The organism is Parvibaculum sp. (assembly GCF_030694575.1).
Classification (GTDB): domain Bacteria; phylum Pseudomonadota; class Alphaproteobacteria; order Parvibaculales; family Parvibaculaceae; genus Parvibaculum.
The window spans coordinates 74,329-92,848 of the sequence record NZ_JAUYUS010000052.1 but is presented as its reverse complement, the minus strand read 5'-3'; the positions used below and the strand labels follow the sequence as shown (position 1 = coordinate 92,848).

Here is an 18,520-nt window from a genome sequence, read left to right as displayed (position 1 = left end):
GGAGGCGATATGACTAGCGCCGCGGAAGCCCCGGTCCAGACCGAGATGCGAGACGGCGTCGGAATCGTGGCGCTCAACAGGCCTGACAAGTTCAATTGCCTCTCGTCGGTTGTCATGGCCGGTCTCGACGAGGCTCTCGCAATGTTCGAGGGAGACAGGAAGGTTCGTGCCGTTCTGTTGCTCGCGCGTGGCAAGCACTTCTGCACCGGTGCCGATCTTGACGAGGTCCTCGACGCTCGCAGGGAGCGGGGTCGGCTGGAAGCGTTTATCACGGGCGGTCATCGCGTCCTGCGCCGTCTTGAGGTCTCACCTCTGCCGATTGTCGCCGCGGTGAACGGTCTGTGTCTTGCGGGCGGGCTGGAATTGATGATGGCATGTGACGTGGTTTTTGCGGGGCAGTCGGCGCAGATGGGATGCCAGCATGCCCGCTACGGGCTCGTGCCGGGTTGGGGCGGCACGCAGCGTCTCGCGCGCATCGTCGGTTCGCGGCGTGCCCTTGATCTGATGTTCAGCGGCCGCTGGCTCAAGGTAGACGAGGCGCTGGCCTGGGGGCTTGTGAACCATATCGTTGACGACAGCGCGCTTGCCGGCAAGGCGGAAGCCTATTGTGCCGACCTCGCCAAAAAGAATCCGGGCGGTCTTGCCGCCATGAAGCAGCTTTGCAGAAACGGGCTCGACGGATCGCTCCAGGAAGGTCTGGATATGGAACGGAGCGCAGTCGTGGACGCGCTGATGGGCGAAAATGTTTCGGAAGGTCTGGCGGCGTTCCGGGAGCGCCGGGAACCATTATTCCGCTGACGGATAATCAAGGGACCTCTTCGGGAGAAGTGCGATCATGAAACACGAAGCCCAGGTCGAGCAGTTGCGGAAGATCTTCGGCTATCTCGACGCGGGTGAGACCGCGATGGGCGATGCCGTGTATCGTCATCATGTCAGTGACTACACCAGTCCGGATCAGGCTGGCCGAGAACGGGAGATGCTGTTCCGGCATGAGCCACTCCTGATCGGATTGAGCTGCGAATTGCCCAATCCCGGCGACTATGTAACCGACGATTTTTCGGGCGTTCCGATCCTGGTGGTGCGGAATGAAGCGGGGCAGGTCAATGCCTTCATCAATGTCTGCCGCCACCGTGGCGCGCGCGTTGCGTCGGGCTGCGGCAGCGGCAAGACCGTGTTCAGTTGTCCCTATCACGCATGGACCTACGACCGGAGCGGCAGGCTGAGGTCGATACCGTTCGAGCAGGGCTTCGAGAGCGTCGACAAGACGAGCAACGGCTTGCGGCCTCTGCCGGTGGTGGAGAAATACGGCATGATCTGGGTCATGCCGACGCCCGGCGGGTCGATCGACATCGACGGCCATCTTGCGGGGATGGCGGACGATCTCGTCGCGTTCGGCCTTGCGAGTTACAGCCACTACGAGACACGCGTGCTCCGGGCCCGCCTCAACTGGAAGCTCGTGATCGACACGTTTCTCGAAACCTACCATCTGAGCACACTTCACAAGAATACGATCGCGCCGATCCTGCACTCGAACCTCGGCACGTTCGACGGCATGGCACGAAATCTGCGCATGATTGGCGCCCGCAAGACGATCGACGCGTTGCGCCAGAGGCCGGAAAGCGAGTGGGATCTGGTCCGCCACTCCGCGCTTGTATACGTGCTCTTTCCGAATACGGTCTTCATCATGCAGGGCGATCATCTGGAGACGTGGAGGGTTTATCCGGGCGACAGCGTGGATGAATCAAAAATGCACGTCTCTCTCTATACGCCCGAACCCGCCGTGACCGACAAGGCCAGAAAGTACTGGACCAAGAACATGGACTTGCTGATGGCGACCGTGCAGCAGGAAGATTTTCCGCTGGCGGAAAATATCCAGCGTGATTTTCACTCGGGTGCACAAGATTTTGTGACTTTCGGCGCCAACGAGCCGGCTCTTGCATACTTCCACCGGTCGATAAAAAAGACGCTGGGGATAAACGCCGTGTGAAGCGGAATTGAACAAAAAGGAGATTCCCATGCATGTCGGCATGAGTACGTTCTTTCAGAACCTCGCTGGCGGTTATACCGACCAGGAGGTCTACGCCCATGAAATCGCGATGGCCGACATGGCCGAGCCGCTCGGCTTCGATTCTATATGGGCGGCCGAGCACCATTTCGACGAATACACCATGTGCCCGAACGTGGCGCAGTTTCTCACTTATATGGCTGGCCGTACCAATAGGGTCGGTCTCGGCTCGATGGTGATGGTGCTGCCTTGGCACGATCCCGTCCGGCTCGCGGAAGAAGTGCTGGTGCTCGACCATGTTTCGAAAGGCCGCGCCATTCTGGGCGTTGGCCGCGGCCTCGGCCGGATCGAGTTCGAGGGCTTCCGCATCAATATGGGTGAATCCCGCGAACGCTTCGTCGAATATGCGGAGGCAATTCTGAACGCCTTCGAAACGGGCTATATCGAGGCGAACGGGAAGTTTTACAAACAGCCCCGAACGGCCATCAGGCCGTTCCCGTTCCAGAGTTTCCGCGGCCGGACCTATGCGGCGGCGGTTTCGCCGGAGTCGGCGCGCATCATGGCGCGGCTCGGCATTGGCATTCTGATCATCGCTCAGAAGCCTTGGGAAACGACGGTCGCCGAACTCAACAACTACCGGGAAATCTACAGGGAGATAAACAGTACCGAGGCGCCCAAGCCGATCATCGCCAGTTTCATCGCCTGTCATGAGGACGCATCGGTCGCTCAGGAGATATACGAAAAATACATAAGGGGATACAGCCGTTCGGCCCTGAACCATTACGAATTTCATAACAAGGGGCTCGCGGACATCAAGGGCTATGAGTATTACGGAGCGCTCGCCCGGAATATCGAAAAGCACGGAGTCGACGAGTTTGTCGATTTTCTGGCGAAGCTTCAGGTCTGGGGCACGCCGGATCAGGTCTACGAGCAGATCATGGAAAACCAAAAGCGCGTCGATGCGGCGGGGCTGATTTCCATTTTCAGCTATGGCGGCATGCCGCAGGAACTTTCCACCAAAAACATGAAACTTTTCGCGGAAAAGGTTTTACCGCGTCTGAAGCGTCAGGAAGTCAATGGAAGTGTCGGCGGCATGCGCGGTCGCGTGACAATCGCCGCCGAATAGGAGTGGTTGCGCCGGTGAATATTCGTCCACAAACGAGGATAAGATCATGAGCAGCATGAACGTAGCCGAACGCGTCCAGTCCTTGGACGATCCATATGCCATTCCGCTCGACAAACTCAATGTCAGCGATCCGGAGCTCTTCAGGTCCAATCGGATGTGGCCGTATTTCGAAAGGCTGCGTCGCGAGGATCCCGTGCATTATTGTGCGGAAAGCGCTTATGGACCTTTCTGGTCCGTGACAAAATACAAGGACATCATGCATGTCGAGACCAATCATGGCGTCTATTCGTCCGACGTCGAGCAGGGGGGATTACGATTCGCGACAATAATGCGGGTCTGAAGCTTCCGATGTTCATCGCAATGGACCCCCCGAAGCACGACGCGCAGCGGAAGGTGGTGAGCCCGATCGTCGCTCCGGCCAATCTGGCCAAACTCGAAGGCACGATCCGCGAGCGCGCCGGCAAGATTCTCGATTCGCTTCCGGTGAACGAGACGTTCAACTGGGTCGATCGCGTGTCGATTGAGCTGACGACGCAGATGCTCGCCACCCTGTTCGACTTCCCCTGGGAAGAGCGCCGGAAACTCACCCGCTGGTCCGACGTCGCAACCTCGGAGGAAGCCTTCAAGACACCGGAAGGCGAGGCAGCCCGCGAAGCAGAGCTTCTCGAATGCGCCGCCTATTTTACCGAGTTGTGGAATCAGCGCGTCAACGCGACCGAACCGGGCGGCGATCTTATCACCATGCTAGCCCAGGGTGAGTCCACCAAGAACATGAGTCCGGCGGAGTATTTGGGAAATGTCATTCTGCTGATCGTCGGCGGTAACGACACGACCCGCAATTCGCTCACCGGCGGCTTGCTCGCGCTCCACGAGAACCCGGATCAGTACAGGAAGCTGCGCGAAAATCCGGCGCTCGTTGAAACCATGATACCGGAAATCATCCGCTGGCAGACGCCGCTCACCCACATGCGCCGCACCGCGCTACAGGATACCGAGTTGGCCGGCAAGCGGATCAAGAAGGGTGACAGGGTTGTCATGTGGTACGTCTCGGGTAACCGGGACGAGGAGGCGATCGACGAGCCGAACCGTTTCATCATCGATCGTGCAAGGCCGCGTCAGCATCTCTCCTTCGGCTTCGGCATTCATCGCTGCGTCGGCAACCGCTTGGCGGAAATGCAACTCCGCATTGTCTGGGAAGAAATCCTGAAGCGCTGGCCCGACAAGCCGATCGAAGTGGTCGATGAACCAAAGCGGGTCTTTTCCAACTTCATCAAGGGCTATGAGGCATTGCCGGTAAGAATCCCGGGCTGAACCTGGAGGAGGCGGGTGGAAAACTTCCACCCGCCACATAAGGTCGAAGGCGGCGCGGCGCGTGGCCCGCCGTCATTTTTTTCCGAATGAGGCGACCCGTTCGCGCGCGTCGTAACAGGCACCGGGGCTATGCGCGAGTTCGTAGGCCATCCCCGCTTGGGCGGTCATGCCGTCGGTCGCGCTCAGCAGACCTTTGTTGACCTGGTTGCTGTAGGTTGAATTGGCGGCGATACGCTGAGCAAGGTCGTTTGTCGCCTGTTCCAGTTCGACATCGTCGACACAAATGTCGACCAGCCCCATACGCTCCGCCGCCTCCGCCGCGAAAATATCGGAGGTAAACATCATCTGCTTGGCCTTCGACAGCCCGACGCGACGCGGCAGTCTTTGCGTCATGCCCCAGAGCGGGCTCAGTCCCCACTTGCTATGCGTGTCGCCGAACTTGGCGGAGCGCGCGGCGATGATGATGTCTGCCGCGAGCGCAAGCTCCAGTCCGCCAGTATAGCAATGCCCGCGGATGCAGGCGACGACCGGTTGCGGCAGTTCGGCCAGCGCCTGAATGGTCTTCGCCTGGAAATGCGGTTCCGGCGGGCGCTCGCCCTTCTGGATGTCCTTCAGATCGTGGCCGGCTGAAAAAGCCTTGCCCGCGCCCGTGATGATGACGCATGCCACCTCGTGAACCTGTCCACGAAGCGCATCCACATGCTCGCGCAGTTCCTCGAACAGCGAGACATTGAGCGCGTTCAAGGTTTCTGGACGGTTGAGCGTCAGCGTACAAATACGCCCGCTGTCCTTGCGAAGAACCAGATTCGACATCGGCTTTCTCCCTTCTTCTTCTCGATTTTTATTTGTTTGGGTTGTCTTCATCTGTCGAAGACGTACACGCGTGAATGAATCCACCCGTGGGGCTACGATGTGCTCGCGGCAGGCGCCATTCGCGTCAGAAAATCCAGAACGGCGCTTGTAAATATGTCGTTCTTGTCGCCCGCTACCATATGGCCCGCATTTGCGACATCGATAAACTCGGAATGAGGAACAATTTCGGCGAATTGCCGCGCCGCTTCGACCGTCACGAGGTCGCTGTCGCGGCCCCGGACAAGGAGCGTCGGTATTTTCAGGGAACGTGCCGCCATTTGGAGGCGTTCGGGTTCGCGGCTGCCTTGCGGCTTTTGTGTGCCGGTGATGAAACGTGGATCCCAATGCCAGTAGTAGCGGCCGTTTTCCCTGAGGCGAAGGTTCTTCGCCAGTCCGCTCAGGTTTTTGGGGCGAGGCCGACCGGGCATGTAGCGCGAGATCGTATCGGCTGCTTCCTCAAGCGAGGCGAAGCCTTCTTCCAGATTTGACGCCATGAATCCGAGGATTTTTTGAACCCCCTCCATGTTCATCTGAGGGGTGATGTCGACAAGGACCAGCGCCGCAAACCCGCGCCGTCCGGCCTTTGCGTATTCTCCCTGCGCGATCATGCCCGCGATGCCGCCCAGAGATGCGCCGACCAGGACAGGAGGCACGGAGAAGCCGTCCGCGACGTCGAGGAGATCCTCCGCGAAACGCTCCATCCTGTAGTCTCCGTCCGGAGACCAGTCGCTTTCGCCGTGCCCGCGCAAATCGACGGAGAGGGCGTAATACCCGTTTTCCCCCAACCTTCTACCGCAGGCTTGCCAAGCATGGCGTGTCTGCCCGCCGCCATGGGCGAGCATAACCGGACGCGCCTGGTCGGGGCCGAATGCGTCCGCCGCGATTTTGAGATTTTGGGCAAGGATGAACAAGGTCCGGTTTGCTGACATCAAACGCTTTTTTCCATGTTTTCATATGTGTATTCAAAGGCCGAAATCCATTATGATGAATTAACAGGGCGTTGCAAACACGGACGACGGTGTTGTAGTCGGGTTCTTCCAACCGTTCCCTGATCAGGGGCGATTGATCTTAAAAACAATGAAGTATGCGGGTATCTGAAATGAAAGCGATCGCGTCCGTTTCACGAGTCAACCGATTTCCGAAAGGGTCCGGCAAGCGTGCCCTCACAGTTGCAAGGCAGATTGTCGAGGACATCGAGCAGCAAGGTGCCGAGGTCGGAGATCGCTTGCTGCCAGAACAGGAGATGCTCGTACGGTATGGGGTGGCCCGCGCGACTTTGCGGGAGGCCCTCAGGTTTCTGGAACTGCAGGGCATCATTTTTCTGCGGCCCGGCCCTGGCGGTGGGCCGATCGTTCAGGAGCCCCGACCGAAAGATTTTGCCAGTACAATGGCGTTGCTGCTGCAGTTTCTCGGCACCACGTTCCGTTCGCTGATTGAAGTGAGACAAGCGGTCGGCCCGACCATGGCGGCGCTTGCGGCGGAGCGTGCGTCCGATGAGGATATCGACAAGCTGAATACGTCATTGGCCACTTTGAAGACGCTGTCCGTATCTTGCGACTCCTATGCGGAGGAGAACAGGCGTTTCCACGACGTGCTTGCATGGGCGTCTGGCAATCCCTTGATCGGATTCCTAATCGGTTCGCTTCACAACATCACGAATGCGTCGGAAGTCGGTATAATTTATACGGAGGGTGAGCGTGACTATCAGATCAAGGCGTACGGACGGCTTCTCAAGGCGATTGAAGATCGCAACCCAGACCTCGCTTTCACCGAAATGTCCCGGTTCATAAGCCGATCGGACAAGTATCTGGAAGCTCGATATCCCGACATCATGTCCAAAATCGTGCGTTGGCAGGATGCGGACGACCTGAGCGTGCCGCGGGTTCCCCGACGGAAACGCTAGGCGAGTGTTCGCGATTGCGATGTCGTTTTTGCAGCACTTGCGCCGCTCCCCGGGTGTCGCTAATTTATGATCATAAATAGCGCGGCCAATGAAGTCGCCCCATGGGAGGTTAGCTATGACTCTGCATAGCCGAGTATGTGATATTCTAGGTATTAAATACCCGATCTTGCTGGCCGGTATGGGCGGCGCGAGCGTTCCGCGGCTTGCGGCGGCGGTATCGAATGCGGGTGGCCTCGGTGTGCTTGGCGCGGCTGCTTGCTCTCCCGATCAGTTGCGCGAATGGATTCGGGAAACGCGATCGCTGACGGACAAGCCATTTGGTGTTGACACCCTGCTGCCAGCCTCCGTGCGTAGGGAAGCCTACAAGGGCAAGGCGGGTCCGTCTCCGATGGATATGCTGCCTGAGTACCAAAAATTCGCGCAAGATTTTCTGAAGAAGGAAAACATTCCGCCGCTGAAATCCAGGGCGCGGGAATCCGAGGAAGCTCACCGGTCGTCAAAATCGAACGCGCCGCTGTTTTCCAAGGAATTCTTCGAAGCGCAAATGGAAGTCGTTGTTGAGGAGCGGGTTCCTGTCTATGCGGCGGGTCTCGGCAATCCGGGGCCCTGGCTTGATCGGCTCCATGCCAACGGCACCAAGGTGATGGCAGTCGTCGGCGCGGTAAAGCATGCGCTGCAGGTAGTCAATTCCGGCATCGATCTGATCGTTGCGCAAGGCCATGACGGGGGCGGGCACAATTCACCCGTCGGAACGATGGCGCTCATTCCGCAGGTTGTCGATGCGATCGCTGGCCGCATTCCAGTGCTTGGTGCGGGCGGCATTTCCGATGGGCGCGGCATCGCGGCTGCAATGATGCTCGGCGCCGAAGGTGCCTGGATCGGTACGGCGTTTCTCGCCACCGAAGAGGCGGGCATCGAGGACTTCCAGAAGGAAGCGATTGTCGAGTCGGGTGACGGTGACACACTGGTTTCTCGAACCGTCACCGGAAAGCCGGCCCGGATCATTCGCAACAAGTGGTCCGAGGCTTTTGTCGAGGCGGGTCTGGAGCCGTTGCCCATGCCCTTCCAACCCATGGTTGCGATGCCGGTGCTGGCGGCGGCGGCGGCGGTAAAGCGGAAAGATATCGCTCCCGGTTTCGCAGGGCAGGGCATGGGTCTCATTCACAAGGTAAGGCCGGCTGCGGAAGTCATGGCCGATCTCGTGAAAAGCGCCGAAAACTCGTTGAGCAGCGCAAACACCTATCTGTAAGCCTCGGCTGCGCGCCTTGGGGATCATTGAAGGTTCGGAGAAAACGAAATGACAATTGTTGCAAAACTGCCGGAGTTCAACCAGGAAATCGCACAGGGCTTCATAAACGCCAGCAATTCAATGAAAGGGTTGCCCGAGTTTCTGGGGGTCCGCATCACGCATATCGAGCCGGGCAAGCTCACTGCCGAGATGGAAGTCTCCGACCGGCTGTTGACGCCGATCGGAAACATGCATGGTGGGGTGCTGGCTGCGATGTGCGACCATGTTCTCGGCTGCGTTTGCTATCCGCATATGCGGAAAGGACAGTGGGCGGCCACGACGGAATTCAAGCTCAATCTGCTGGCGCCGGTATCGTCGGGCAAGGTGATAGCAGTGGCCGAATTGATCGCGATGACAAAATCGACTGCGGTGGTTCGTATAGATGTGACGAACGAGGGCCGCGCCTGTTGTGCGGCCCAGGGCACCGTTCTCATTCGCGATCCAAAGCCCGCTTAGGCAACGCAGCTCCCCTCCCGGCGCTGCGAGGAAGATTGCTCGGCGACCGAATATGGTTTCGATGAGGTAAATTCCGGAACGACACCCACCGTTTCGTGGCTGGGATATGAAGGGAAGCTGTTTCCATGAGTTCGGTACAATCCAGCCAGACGCAAAAAAATGACGATGCCGAAGTATTTGATGCCCTCATTGTCGGAGCGGGATTCAATGGCATCTATCAGCTTCACCGCTTGCGGCAAGAAGGTTTCAAAGTGCGCCTGTTTGAGGCCGGTGCCGACATGGGGGGCATCTGGTACTGGAACTGCTATCCTGGCGCGCGGGTCGATTCTCATATCCCGATTTATGAATTTTCGATCGAGGAGTTATGGCGCGACTGGAACTGGACCGAGAGGTTTCCGGCTTGGGATGAACTGCGCCGCTACTTCCACTACGTCGACAAAAAACTCGATCTCAGCCGTGACATAAGATTTGGCATGCGCGTCAGCGCGGCAGAATTCGACGAAGCGCGCGATCAATGGGTCATTCGCACGACCGATGGCACCGTCGTGCGCGCCCGGTTCTTTATCCTTTGCACAGGTTTTGCGTCGAAACCCTATATTCCGAACTACAAGGGTCTTGAAAGCTTCGCTGGAGAATCATTTCACACGGGATTGTGGCCCCAGGAAGGCGCCAGTTTCACGGGCAAGCGGGTTGGCGTCGTGGGAACCGGAGCGAGCGGCGTTCAGGTGGTGCAGGAAGCCAGCAAGGATGCGGCGCATCTGACGGTGTTCCAACGCACGCCGATCCTCGCTCTGCCGATGCAGCAGCGCAAGCTCGACGTCGAGACGCAGCAGCGGATGAAGGCTGATTATCCGGAGATATTCCGTATACGGCGGGAGACGTTTGGCGGATTCGACATTCTGAGGGACGAAAGGTCCGCGCTGGAAGTGCCGCCGGAAGAGCGCTGCGCGCTTTATGAAAAGCTCTGGCAAAAAGGTGGCTTCCACTATTGGATTGGTGGATTTTCCGACATCCTGACGAATGAGGAAGCAAATCGTACCATGTACGATTTCTGGCGCGACAAGACCCGCGCCCGGATCAAGAATCCGGCATTGGCAGACAAACTCGCACCGATGGAGCCGCCGCATCCCTTCGGCGTCAAGCGCCCCTCGCTGGAGCAGTGGTACTACGAAGCGTTCAATCAGGACAACGTCAGCTTGGTCGATGTGCGCGAGATGCCGATCGTGGAAATAGTTCCCGAAGGAGTGCTTACGTCGGATGGGTTGGTTGAGCTCGATATGCTTGTCCTGGCGACCGGGTTCGATGCCGTGACCGGCGGGTTGACCCAGATCGATATACACGGGACGGGCGGCATAACGCTCAAGGAAAAATGGACCGAGGGTGCACGTACTTATCTCGGTTTCGCGACGTCGGGATTCCCGAACATGCTTTTTCTTTACGGTCCGCAAAGTCCTTCCGGATTCTGCAATGGCCCGACATGCGCCGAAATGCAGGGTGAATGGGTCGTCGATTGCCTCAAGCATATGCGCGAGAATAACAAGGGGCGGATTGAGGCGACCGCTCAGGCGGAGGAAGAATGGGCGCAGCTCCTGAATTCCATCGCCGGCATGACACTCTTTCCCCGGGCCGATTCCTGGTACATGGGCGCTAACATTCCGGGAAAGCCGCGTCAGCTTCTTAATTTCCCCGGCGTACCCATTTATATGGACCAGTGCAATACCGCTGCGGCCAAGGATTATGAGGGATTCGTCTTGGATTGATGGAACTGGGGCGGCCTCCCTACCGTTTTTTGGAGGGCGCGTGCGGGAACGAAAGTGTTTGACGCTGAATCGCCCACATGATTTATTATAATGAATTTGGATAGCATCCGCACGACGGGTGGATGCTGCGTAGACGACGATCTGGAGGGCAGAGAGATGACGACCGACACATTGGTTGGAGATACTGCTTCGACGGTCCCGCTTTCTCAGATGGATGTCAGCGATCCAAAGCTCTTTCAAAGCGACATGATTGGGAGTTACTTCGCCCGGCTGCGGCGGGAAGACCCCGTCCATTATTGCCCCGAGAGCGCCTACGGGCCCTACTGGTCGGTAACGAAATTCAACGACATCATGCAGGTCGAGGTGAACCACCAGACATTTTCCTCGGAGGCTAAACTTGGTGGTATCGCCCTGCAGGACATGCAAAGCGGCGAAGCGGCGCTTGAGCTTGAGATGTTCATTGCGATGGATCCCCCCAAGCACGACGCTCAGCGCAAGGCAGTCAGTCCAGCTGTCGCCCCGTCCAATCTTGTTCTGCTGGAGCCCATCATCCGCGAGCGCGCAGGGATTATTCTCGATTCTCTTCCCATAGGCGAGGAGATCGATTGGGTTGATCGAGTTTCCATCGAGCTTACGACAATGACGCTGGCGACACTGTTCGATTTCCCTTGGGAGGAGCGGCGCAAGCTCACGCGCTGGTCAGATGTTGCGACCTCAACACCAGAGACGGGCGTGGTTTCTTCGTTTGAGCAGCGCCGCGAGGAACTCCTCGAATGTGCGCACTACTTCAAGGGTCTGTGGGACCAGCGGGTCAACGAGCCGCCGAAGCCCGATCTGATCTCGATGATGGTGCATTCGCCGGCGACGCGGGACATGCCGTATCTCGAATTCCTCGGAAACCTGATTCTCCTGATCGTGGGCGGTAACGACACCACGCGCAATTCCATCAGCGGCGGGGTGCTCGCTCTTAATCAGAACCCGGCCGAATATCGCAAGCTGATGGCCGATCCGGATCTCATCCCGAAAATGATCCCCGAGATCATCCGTTGGCAGACGCCGCTGACGCATATGCGTCGGACGGCGCTCATGGACGCCGAAATCGGTGGCAAGAAGATCAGGAAGGGCGACAAAGTCGTCATGTGGTACCTCTCGGGAAACCGGGACGACGAGGTGATCGACCGTCCGAACGAGTTCATCATCAACCGTCCGAATTCCCGTCACCATCTTTCCTTCGGTTTCGGCGTACATCGCTGTATGGGGAACCGCGTGGCGGAGCTGCAGTTGCGCATCATCTGGGAAGAAATCCTGAAGCGTTTCAGCAAGGTGGAGGTCGTCGGCGCACCCGAGAGAACGCTGTCCAACTTCATCCGAGGGTTCACCCATTTGCCGGTGAAGCTGTACGTGCATTAGAGCCGGGCCCGGTCCGGCGCATTAATTCGCGACGGAGCGGCGCTCGCGGTTCGTCGCGAAAACGCCCCAGCCGGCTTTTCACCCGGCATGATTGACAAGAGAAAAAATGCCCACAATCATTTTCATCGAACCGGACGGCGTCGAATATCCGATTGCGGTCAAGAGCGGCACAACCGCGAGGGATGCCGCAGTCAACAACAGTGTGCCGGGTATTGACGGCGATTGCGGCGGCGAGTGCGCCTGCGCGACCTGCCATGTACATGTCGATGCCGCGTGGATGGCCCGGACCGGCATGGCCGAGCCGGGCGGCATGGAAGCCAACTTACTACAGTTTGCCGAGGGTTCGACGGAAAACAGCCGCCTTGCTTGTCAGATCACCATGACCGACGATCTCGACGGTCTCATGTTGAGAATACCTGACGGTCAGCACTAGGGTCCGAACCCTAGTCGCAGTCGGCGCGCGGATTTCGAGGCCCCTCCCCCGATCCTCCCCTTGAAAGACGGGCGTCGACTGCCCCTTGGGTCGAGAGAGATACTCCTGACCCAAACCTTGTCTTCGTGCCGATCTCGAAAGCCGGCAGTGTTGGAATGCTGAATCAGCCAAACTCATTCGCCTTCGAAGGCGCCGCTTTTCTCCAAGTGTTGGTTTAGCGAGCCTGTTCTTATTTTTTCCCGTTCTGCGACGTTCGCTTATTTCGCGAGGGTTCTGTTTTGTGTATGCCGTCTACGGACATTCCGTCGACCACGAATTTGAGCAGTACATGCATGTTTTTTTTGAAGATGCTGTGGCTGACATAGGTTCCCAGCCAGGTTTGCAACTGCTGATAATAGATGGCAAACAGACACCGCGCTGCTTCGACCGGATCGATATCGGCGTGAATTTCGCCGCGCGACTGAGCGGCTGAGACGAAATGGACAAGCTTTTCGATAATCGCTTCTGGAATGGTGAGCACGTCTTTCCGGCGCCCGGGGTTGCCGGAGAAGCTGAGTTCGCGAATTAGCGCGCGGGCAATGACAACATCGCGTCTGTGATATTCAATAAATCCGTCGAACAATGACTCCGTTTGCTCAAGCAGCGGGGCCTTCTTCCGAATTGTTCCATACACTTCCTCTATCAACTGGCTCATTTCATCCTTGAAAACAAGGATGAGGAGGTCTTCCTTTGATTTAGCATAGAGAAATAGTGTGCCAGCTCCGATGTCGGCAGCTTCCGCCACTTCCTGCGTGGTCGTTTCCGTATAACCCTTGATGTGAAACAGAGTACGGGCCGCCGCCGTGATGCGCGCGACCTTTTCCCGCTTGTTGCGCTCTCTTCGCCCTTCCGTCTGCGGACGTTCTCCCTTTGCGGATTTGGATCTGACTTGCTTGCTAGTTTTCGAGGGTGTGTCCATCGAGCGTCCTGATTATTGTGTGGTTGCGTCCAGCGGCCGCCAGGCCCCGTCTGTCAGATTATTTGGCGGCACGGCAAGTATCTCGACCATTCCTGCGCCAATTGTCGGCGAGCCTCGCCGGTTGACAAGTTTGTGCAACGTGCGGAAGATATGAGTCCACTCATAAATGAGTATATATAAGATATGGATGGTTGCGGGTGGATTTGCCAGCCATGCCACTTGAGCCGGGTGTCGAGACAAGAATCAATACGAGTGTAAAGGGAGAAAGCCATGCCGGCACGTACGGGCGCACAGTTTTTGGAGGGCCTCAAGCAACCTCGGGAGATTTGGGTCGGCGACCGAAAGATCGAGAGCGTCGCCGACGACCCCGCATTCGCGGGCGCGGCGCGTGGCGTCGCAGCCGTCTATGATCTCCAGCATAAAGAGGCTGACGCCTGCCTGATGCCGGATCCCGAGACGGGTGAAAAGATCAATGTTAGCCATATGATTCCTCGATCGAGGCAGGATCTGGCGCGTCGTCGCGCGGGGCTGGAAAAAATCGCCGCATATTCAGTCGGCCTGATGGGCCGCACGCCGGACTATATGAATGTGACCTATGCGGGCTTCGCTGGCCGCGCCGAGGAGTGGGCCGTAAATGGCAACGAGGAGGGCGCGGAAAACCTCGTCAACTATCAGAAATATCTGCGCCGCAACGACATTTCGCTGACGCATACGATCGTCAATCCGACCATTGACAAGGCGCAGGGCGACGCGCCGCAACCCGGCAACGATGTGGCCCTTCGCAAGGTTGGCGAAACGGAGCACGGCATCGTCGTGCGCGGTGCGCGGATCCTCGCGACGCTCGCCCCTTTCGCCGACGAGATTGCGGTCTATCCGTCCCATCCCTTGCCGCCCGATTGCGACGAGTACGCGATCTCCTTCTGCATTCCGATGTCCACCCCTGGTCTCAAATTCATCTGCCGGGATTCGTTTTCCGAAAGCAGCAATTTTTTCGATCACCCCATCTCGGGCCGGTTCGATGAGCAGGATGCCTTCGTGATCTTCGACAATGTCGAAGTGCCCCGGAACCGTCTGCACGTCAACTGCAACACCGCCGTCTACAATTCGGTCATGATGCGCAGCTGGTGGCCGAACGTCATGCAGCAGACAACGGTCCGGGCGCTGACGAAACTCGAATTTGCCTGGGGCCTCGCCTCGCGGATGACCGAGGTGATCAACGACGTCAAGCCGCAGACATGGGAGATGCTCGGCGAAATCTGGAGCTATGCCGAATTGACCCGCGCCTGCCTGAAAGCCGCCGAAGACGGGGCTATAGACTATGGCAACGGCGTCTGGCTGCCGGATGCCCAACCCTTCGCCGCCCTTCGCGCGTCGATGCCGCGATGGATGGCGCGGGTCAGCGAAATCATCCAACTCATCGGGTCGCATAACGTCTTCGCCGCCCCGAGCCGCGCTCAACTCGACGATGCCGGTCTTCGGCCGCTCATCGACCATTATCTGCGCGGCGCTGGCGATGTGGGTGCCGAGCAGCGCGCGCGTGTCTTCCGGCTCGCATGGGATTTCGTCGGCACGGGCCTTGCTGGCCGGAACCTCCAGTACGAGCGCTTCTATCTCGGATCTTCGGTCCGTAACTATCAGATGGCCCATCTGTTCGGTGACCGCACCCGCGCCAACGAGTTGGTCGATCGCTTTCTGACCGAGGACATTGGCGCGATGAAAAAAGCGGACCGCCATGTCGCGGAGGCCGTGTGATGAACGGTAACAGCGTAAAAGTCGCGGGCGTCGACATTTCCACCGATCACTGGATCGGCGGAAAGCGTGTCGCCTCGAAGCAGAAATTCGCCAACTTCTCGCCCATCGACGGCTCGCATCTCGGCGATCTGTCGGCGGGCGGCAAGGCGGAGGCGGATGCGGCCGTCGCGGCGGCACGCAAGGCCTTTCCCGCCTGGGCGGCGCTCGGTCCGAAGGGACGTCTGCCGATCCTCAAGAAGTTCGCCGAAGGCATCAAGGCGCGGGTGAACGATCTCGCCGCCGTCGAGACGATGGACAACGGCTCGCTCCTCATGGGCAATGTCCATCGTGTCGTGCCGCGCGCGGCGCAGAATATCGAGTTCTTCGCCGACTGGGCTTTGACGCTTGATGGTCATTCGATCGACTCGCCGGAAGTCGTGAACCATGTGAGATACGATCCAGCCGGCGTCGCGGTTCTCATCACGCCGTGGAATGCGCCCCTCATGCTGACCACCTGGAAGGTCGGCCCAGCGCTTGCAGCGGGTAACACCGTGGTCGTCAAGCCGCCGGAATGGGCGCCGCTCACCTGCTCGCTGATGGCCGACATTGCGCATGCGGCGGGCGTTCCCGCGGGCGTTCTCAATGTCGTGCAGGGGATCGGGGAGGAGGCGGGCGATGCGCTCGTCAACCATCCCGATGTCGACCGCATCAGTTTCACCGGCTCGACCGACACGGCGAAGATCATCGGGCAGGCGGCGGCGCGTTCGATCACGCCCATGAGCGCCGAGCTTGGCGGCAAATCGCCCTTCATCGTCTGTGCCGATGCCGATCTCGATGCGGCCGCGCAGACGGTCGCCGGGCAATACATGAATGCAGGTCAGGTCTGCCTCGCAGGCACCCGCATCATGGTCGAGAAGAAGATCGAGGAAGAGTTCCTGGAAAAAGTGCGTGGCGCCGCAAGCCACATGATCGTCGGCGACCCGCGCGACAAGGATACGCGCGTCGGACCGCTCATTCACAAGGAGCACTTCGCGCGCGTGGCCGGTTTCGTCGAGCGGGCCAGGGCGGATGGCGCCGTACCGCTCTGGGGCGGCAACCGCGCGAATTTCGGCGAACTCTATTTCGAGCCGACGCTCTTCGCGAACATCACGCCGGAGCTCGAGATCGCTCAGCGCGAGGTCTTCGGCCCGGTCCTCACCTGGCAGAACTTCTCCTCCGACGACGAGGTGATCGAGCTTGCCAACAACACGCGGTACGGTCTCGCGGGCACCTTGTTCAGCCGCAACGAAAAGCGCGCGATGGACATCGCCTCGCGCGTCACGGCTGGCACGCTCTGGGTCAATTGCTTCTTCGTCCGCGATCTGGCGGCGCCTTTCGGCGGCGCGAAGGACTCCGGCATCGGCCGCGAGGGCGGCACCTGGAGCTTCGATTTCTACACTGACATAAAAAACATTTCGGTCCGCAAGGGATCGTTCGCCTGAGGGGAGGCACACATGGTTCAGGTCACGGAACTCGGCTATATGGGGCTCGGCGTAAAGAGCCTCAATGACTGGAAGGACTACGCAACGAAGATCCTCGGCCTCGAAGTGGCGGATGAGGGCGAGGCGGGCCGCTGCTATCTGCGGATGGATTACTGGCATCACCGCATCATCCTGGAAGAGGACGGTACGGACGATCTGAATTTCCTCGGTTTCCGCGTCGCGGGCGTCGAGGAATTCCGCGAGATGCACAGGAAGCTTACCAATGCCGGCATCGACGTGCGGATCGGCTCTTATGAGGAAGCGGCGGATCGCCGTGTCATCGAAGTGATGAAGCTCAAGGATGCGAGCGGTTTCCCGATCGAGATTTTCCACGGGCCGCAGGTGCAGTCCGACAAGCCCTTTCACCCCGGCCGCCGCATGCATGGCCGCTTCAAGACGGGCGAGGGCGGATTGGGCCATCTCATTCAGAAGGAAACGGTCGGCTTCGAAAAGACCTATGAGTTCTACAAGCTGCTCGGCATGCGCGGCGGTGTCGAATACCGCATTCCCTTTCCCGGTCTCGACAAGCCCTTCGACCTCATGTTCATGCACTGCAATACGCGCGACCACACGGTGGCCTTCGGTCCGCCCGGCGAAAAGCGCATCAACCACCTGATGCTCGAGGTGGAAAGTTTCGATGATGTCGGCCTCACCTATGAGATCGTCCGCCAGGCGGGCATCCCCATCACCATGATGCCCGGCCGCCACGCGAACGATCACATGTATTCCTTCTACTTCCTCAACCCGTCCGGCTTTATGTGCGAGGTGGGTTGGGGCGCGCGCGAGGCGACGCACCAGTCGGAATATTACCAGCGCGACACCTATGGCCATGAGCAGAACGAAGAAGTCATGAAAAAGGGGCTGATGGAAGTGTGACCGGAGCGTCCATTCCATATTGCCGAATGAAAGAGGGAGGAAAACACATGTCGGTTCTGGACGGTCCGCGCGAGGAATGGCGGCGTATCCTGCATCAGGGAACGCCGGTCTGGGTGAAGCCGGAGGAGGGCGGCAAGCTCCGCCTTGGAGACGGACGGACGGTGGACGAAGCCGCCGCGACCTATCTTCCGCCTTGCGATCCGACCAAGATCATCTGCATTCACCTGAACTACGATTCGCGCCGCGTCGAGTTCAAGGCGCCGCCTCTCGTCACGCCAACCTACTTTCAGAAGCCGCTGACGACGCTCAATTCCCATCGCGGCTTTCTGAACCGTCCGGCCGACTGCCGCTACCTGAACTACGAAGGCGAGATCGCGGCGATCGTCGGCAAGCCGATGCGCAATGTCGCGCCCGATGAAGTGTGGGACTGCCTTGCGGGCTTCGCGCCGGCCAACGATGTCGGCGCGCAGGATTTCCGCGACACGGATGCAGGCTCCATGTTGCGCGTCAAGGGGCAGGACGGTTTCTGTCCCATTGGTCCGGGCATCGTGCGCGGTGTCGACATCCGCAAGGAAAGCGTCCGCACCTACATCAACGGCAAGATGGTGCAGGACGGGCCGGTCAGCGAGATGACCTTTCCGATCGACTACATCTTCGCCGATCTCTCGCGTCACATTACTTTCCTTCCGGGCGACATTGTGCTGACCGGCACGCCCGCCAACTCGCGGCCCATGAATATCGGCGACGTCGTCGAAGTGGAGGTGACGGGCATTGGACGCATCTCGAACACCGTCCAGGAAGTGCCGGCACCCGCGCATGATGTCGGTCACCAGCCGACCGACACCGACGCGGTGCGCCGCGTCGCGCTCGGCCAGTTCTGAGGGATATGAA

Annotated in this window: 16 protein-coding genes and 1 pseudogene; 14 read left to right on the top strand and 3 right to left on the bottom strand. The window is 58.9% G+C overall.

Annotated elements, in window-relative coordinates; all coding sequences use genetic code 11:
- Nucleotides 1-9: 9 nt before the first annotated feature.
- From Q8S60_RS08160 to Q8S60_RS08145, 4 genes and pseudogenes are all read left to right on the top strand, one after another.
- Nucleotides 10-798: an enoyl-CoA hydratase/isomerase family protein gene (locus tag Q8S60_RS08160; protein WP_041536539.1), complete on the top strand. Its 789-nt coding sequence runs from the start codon at nucleotides 10-12 to the stop codon at nucleotides 796-798.
- A gap of 37 nt (nucleotides 799-835) precedes the next feature.
- Nucleotides 836-1,987, top strand: a complete 1,152-nt coding sequence (locus Q8S60_RS08155) for an SRPBCC family protein (protein ID WP_012110685.1) — start codon at nucleotides 836-838, stop codon at nucleotides 1,985-1,987.
- Nucleotides 1,988-2,015: 28 nt separating this feature from the next.
- Nucleotides 2,016-3,131, top strand: coding sequence for an LLM class flavin-dependent oxidoreductase (locus Q8S60_RS08150; RefSeq protein ID WP_012110686.1), 1,116 nt, complete (start codon nucleotides 2,016-2,018; stop codon nucleotides 3,129-3,131).
- A 46-nt stretch (nucleotides 3,132-3,177) separates the two neighbouring features.
- Nucleotides 3,178-4,442 (top strand): annotated as a pseudogene (locus tag Q8S60_RS08145) (cytochrome P450).
- 72 nt (nucleotides 4,443-4,514) lie between these two features.
- Here Q8S60_RS08145 and Q8S60_RS08140 read toward each other — a convergent pair.
- Both Q8S60_RS08140 and Q8S60_RS08135 read right to left on the bottom strand, forming a co-directional pair.
- On the bottom strand, nucleotides 4,515-5,255 hold the full coding sequence (locus tag Q8S60_RS08140) for an enoyl-CoA hydratase/isomerase family protein (protein WP_012110687.1): 741 nt from the start codon (nucleotides 5,253-5,255) through the stop codon (nucleotides 4,515-4,517).
- 92 nt (nucleotides 5,256-5,347) lie between these two features.
- A complete protein-coding gene (locus Q8S60_RS08135; protein ID WP_297773434.1) occupies nucleotides 5,348-6,136 on the bottom strand; it encodes an alpha/beta fold hydrolase in 789 nt (262 codons plus the stop codon).
- Between the two features lie 257 nt (nucleotides 6,137-6,393).
- On the opposite strand from Q8S60_RS08135, the gene Q8S60_RS08130 reads away from it, so the two are divergent.
- From Q8S60_RS08130 to Q8S60_RS08105, 6 genes are all read left to right on the top strand, one after another.
- Nucleotides 6,394-7,197 (top strand): FadR/GntR family transcriptional regulator, encoded by an 804-nt coding sequence (locus Q8S60_RS08130; protein ID WP_012110689.1) that lies wholly within the window; start codon nucleotides 6,394-6,396, stop codon nucleotides 7,195-7,197.
- Between the two features lie 115 nt (nucleotides 7,198-7,312).
- A complete protein-coding gene (locus Q8S60_RS08125) occupies nucleotides 7,313-8,446 on the top strand; it encodes a nitronate monooxygenase family protein (RefSeq protein ID WP_012110690.1) in 1,134 nt (377 codons plus the stop codon).
- 48 nt (nucleotides 8,447-8,494) lie between these two features.
- A complete protein-coding gene (locus tag Q8S60_RS08120) occupies nucleotides 8,495-8,941 on the top strand; it encodes a PaaI family thioesterase (protein WP_012110691.1) in 447 nt (148 codons plus the stop codon).
- A 125-nt stretch (nucleotides 8,942-9,066) separates the two neighbouring features.
- Nucleotides 9,067-10,701 carry an NAD(P)/FAD-dependent oxidoreductase gene (locus Q8S60_RS08115; RefSeq protein WP_012110692.1) on the top strand — a complete coding sequence of 545 codons (1,635 nt, stop codon included), beginning with the start codon at nucleotides 9,067-9,069 and terminating at the stop codon, nucleotides 10,699-10,701.
- Between the two features lie 156 nt (nucleotides 10,702-10,857).
- Nucleotides 10,858-12,111, top strand: a complete 1,254-nt coding sequence (locus Q8S60_RS08110) for a cytochrome P450 (protein ID WP_012110693.1) — start codon at nucleotides 10,858-10,860, stop codon at nucleotides 12,109-12,111.
- Nucleotides 12,112-12,217: 106 nt separating this feature from the next.
- Nucleotides 12,218-12,544, top strand: coding sequence for a 2Fe-2S iron-sulfur cluster-binding protein (locus tag Q8S60_RS08105; RefSeq protein ID WP_012110694.1), 327 nt, complete (start codon nucleotides 12,218-12,220; stop codon nucleotides 12,542-12,544).
- Between the two features lie 229 nt (nucleotides 12,545-12,773).
- Here Q8S60_RS08105 and Q8S60_RS08100 read toward each other — a convergent pair whose 3' ends face one another.
- A complete protein-coding gene (locus Q8S60_RS08100) occupies nucleotides 12,774-13,502 on the bottom strand; it encodes a TetR/AcrR family transcriptional regulator (RefSeq protein ID WP_012110695.1) in 729 nt (242 codons plus the stop codon).
- Between the two features lie 270 nt (nucleotides 13,503-13,772).
- On the opposite strand from Q8S60_RS08100, the gene Q8S60_RS08095 reads away from it, so the two are divergent.
- Genes Q8S60_RS08095 through Q8S60_RS08080 form a run of 4 tightly spaced genes read left to right on the top strand, consistent with a single transcriptional unit; the run spans nucleotide 13,773 to nucleotide 18,510 of the window.
- Nucleotides 13,773-15,254 (top strand): 4-hydroxyphenylacetate 3-hydroxylase family protein, encoded by a 1,482-nt coding sequence (locus Q8S60_RS08095; RefSeq protein WP_012110696.1) that lies wholly within the window; start codon nucleotides 13,773-13,775, stop codon nucleotides 15,252-15,254.
- A complete protein-coding gene (locus Q8S60_RS08090) occupies nucleotides 15,254-16,714 on the top strand; it encodes an aldehyde dehydrogenase (protein WP_012110697.1) in 1,461 nt (486 codons plus the stop codon). Before Q8S60_RS08095 ends, Q8S60_RS08090 begins: the two co-directional genes overlap by 1 nt.
- A 12-nt stretch (nucleotides 16,715-16,726) precedes the next feature.
- The gene (locus Q8S60_RS08085) at nucleotides 16,727-17,629 is read left to right on the top strand and encodes a VOC family protein (RefSeq protein WP_012110698.1); all 903 of its coding nucleotides are present in this window, start codon (nucleotides 16,727-16,729) and stop codon (nucleotides 17,627-17,629) included.
- Between the two features lie 47 nt (nucleotides 17,630-17,676).
- A complete protein-coding gene (locus tag Q8S60_RS08080; protein ID WP_012110699.1) occupies nucleotides 17,677-18,510 on the top strand; it encodes a fumarylacetoacetate hydrolase family protein in 834 nt (277 codons plus the stop codon).
- Nucleotides 18,511-18,520 lie beyond the last annotated feature (10 nt).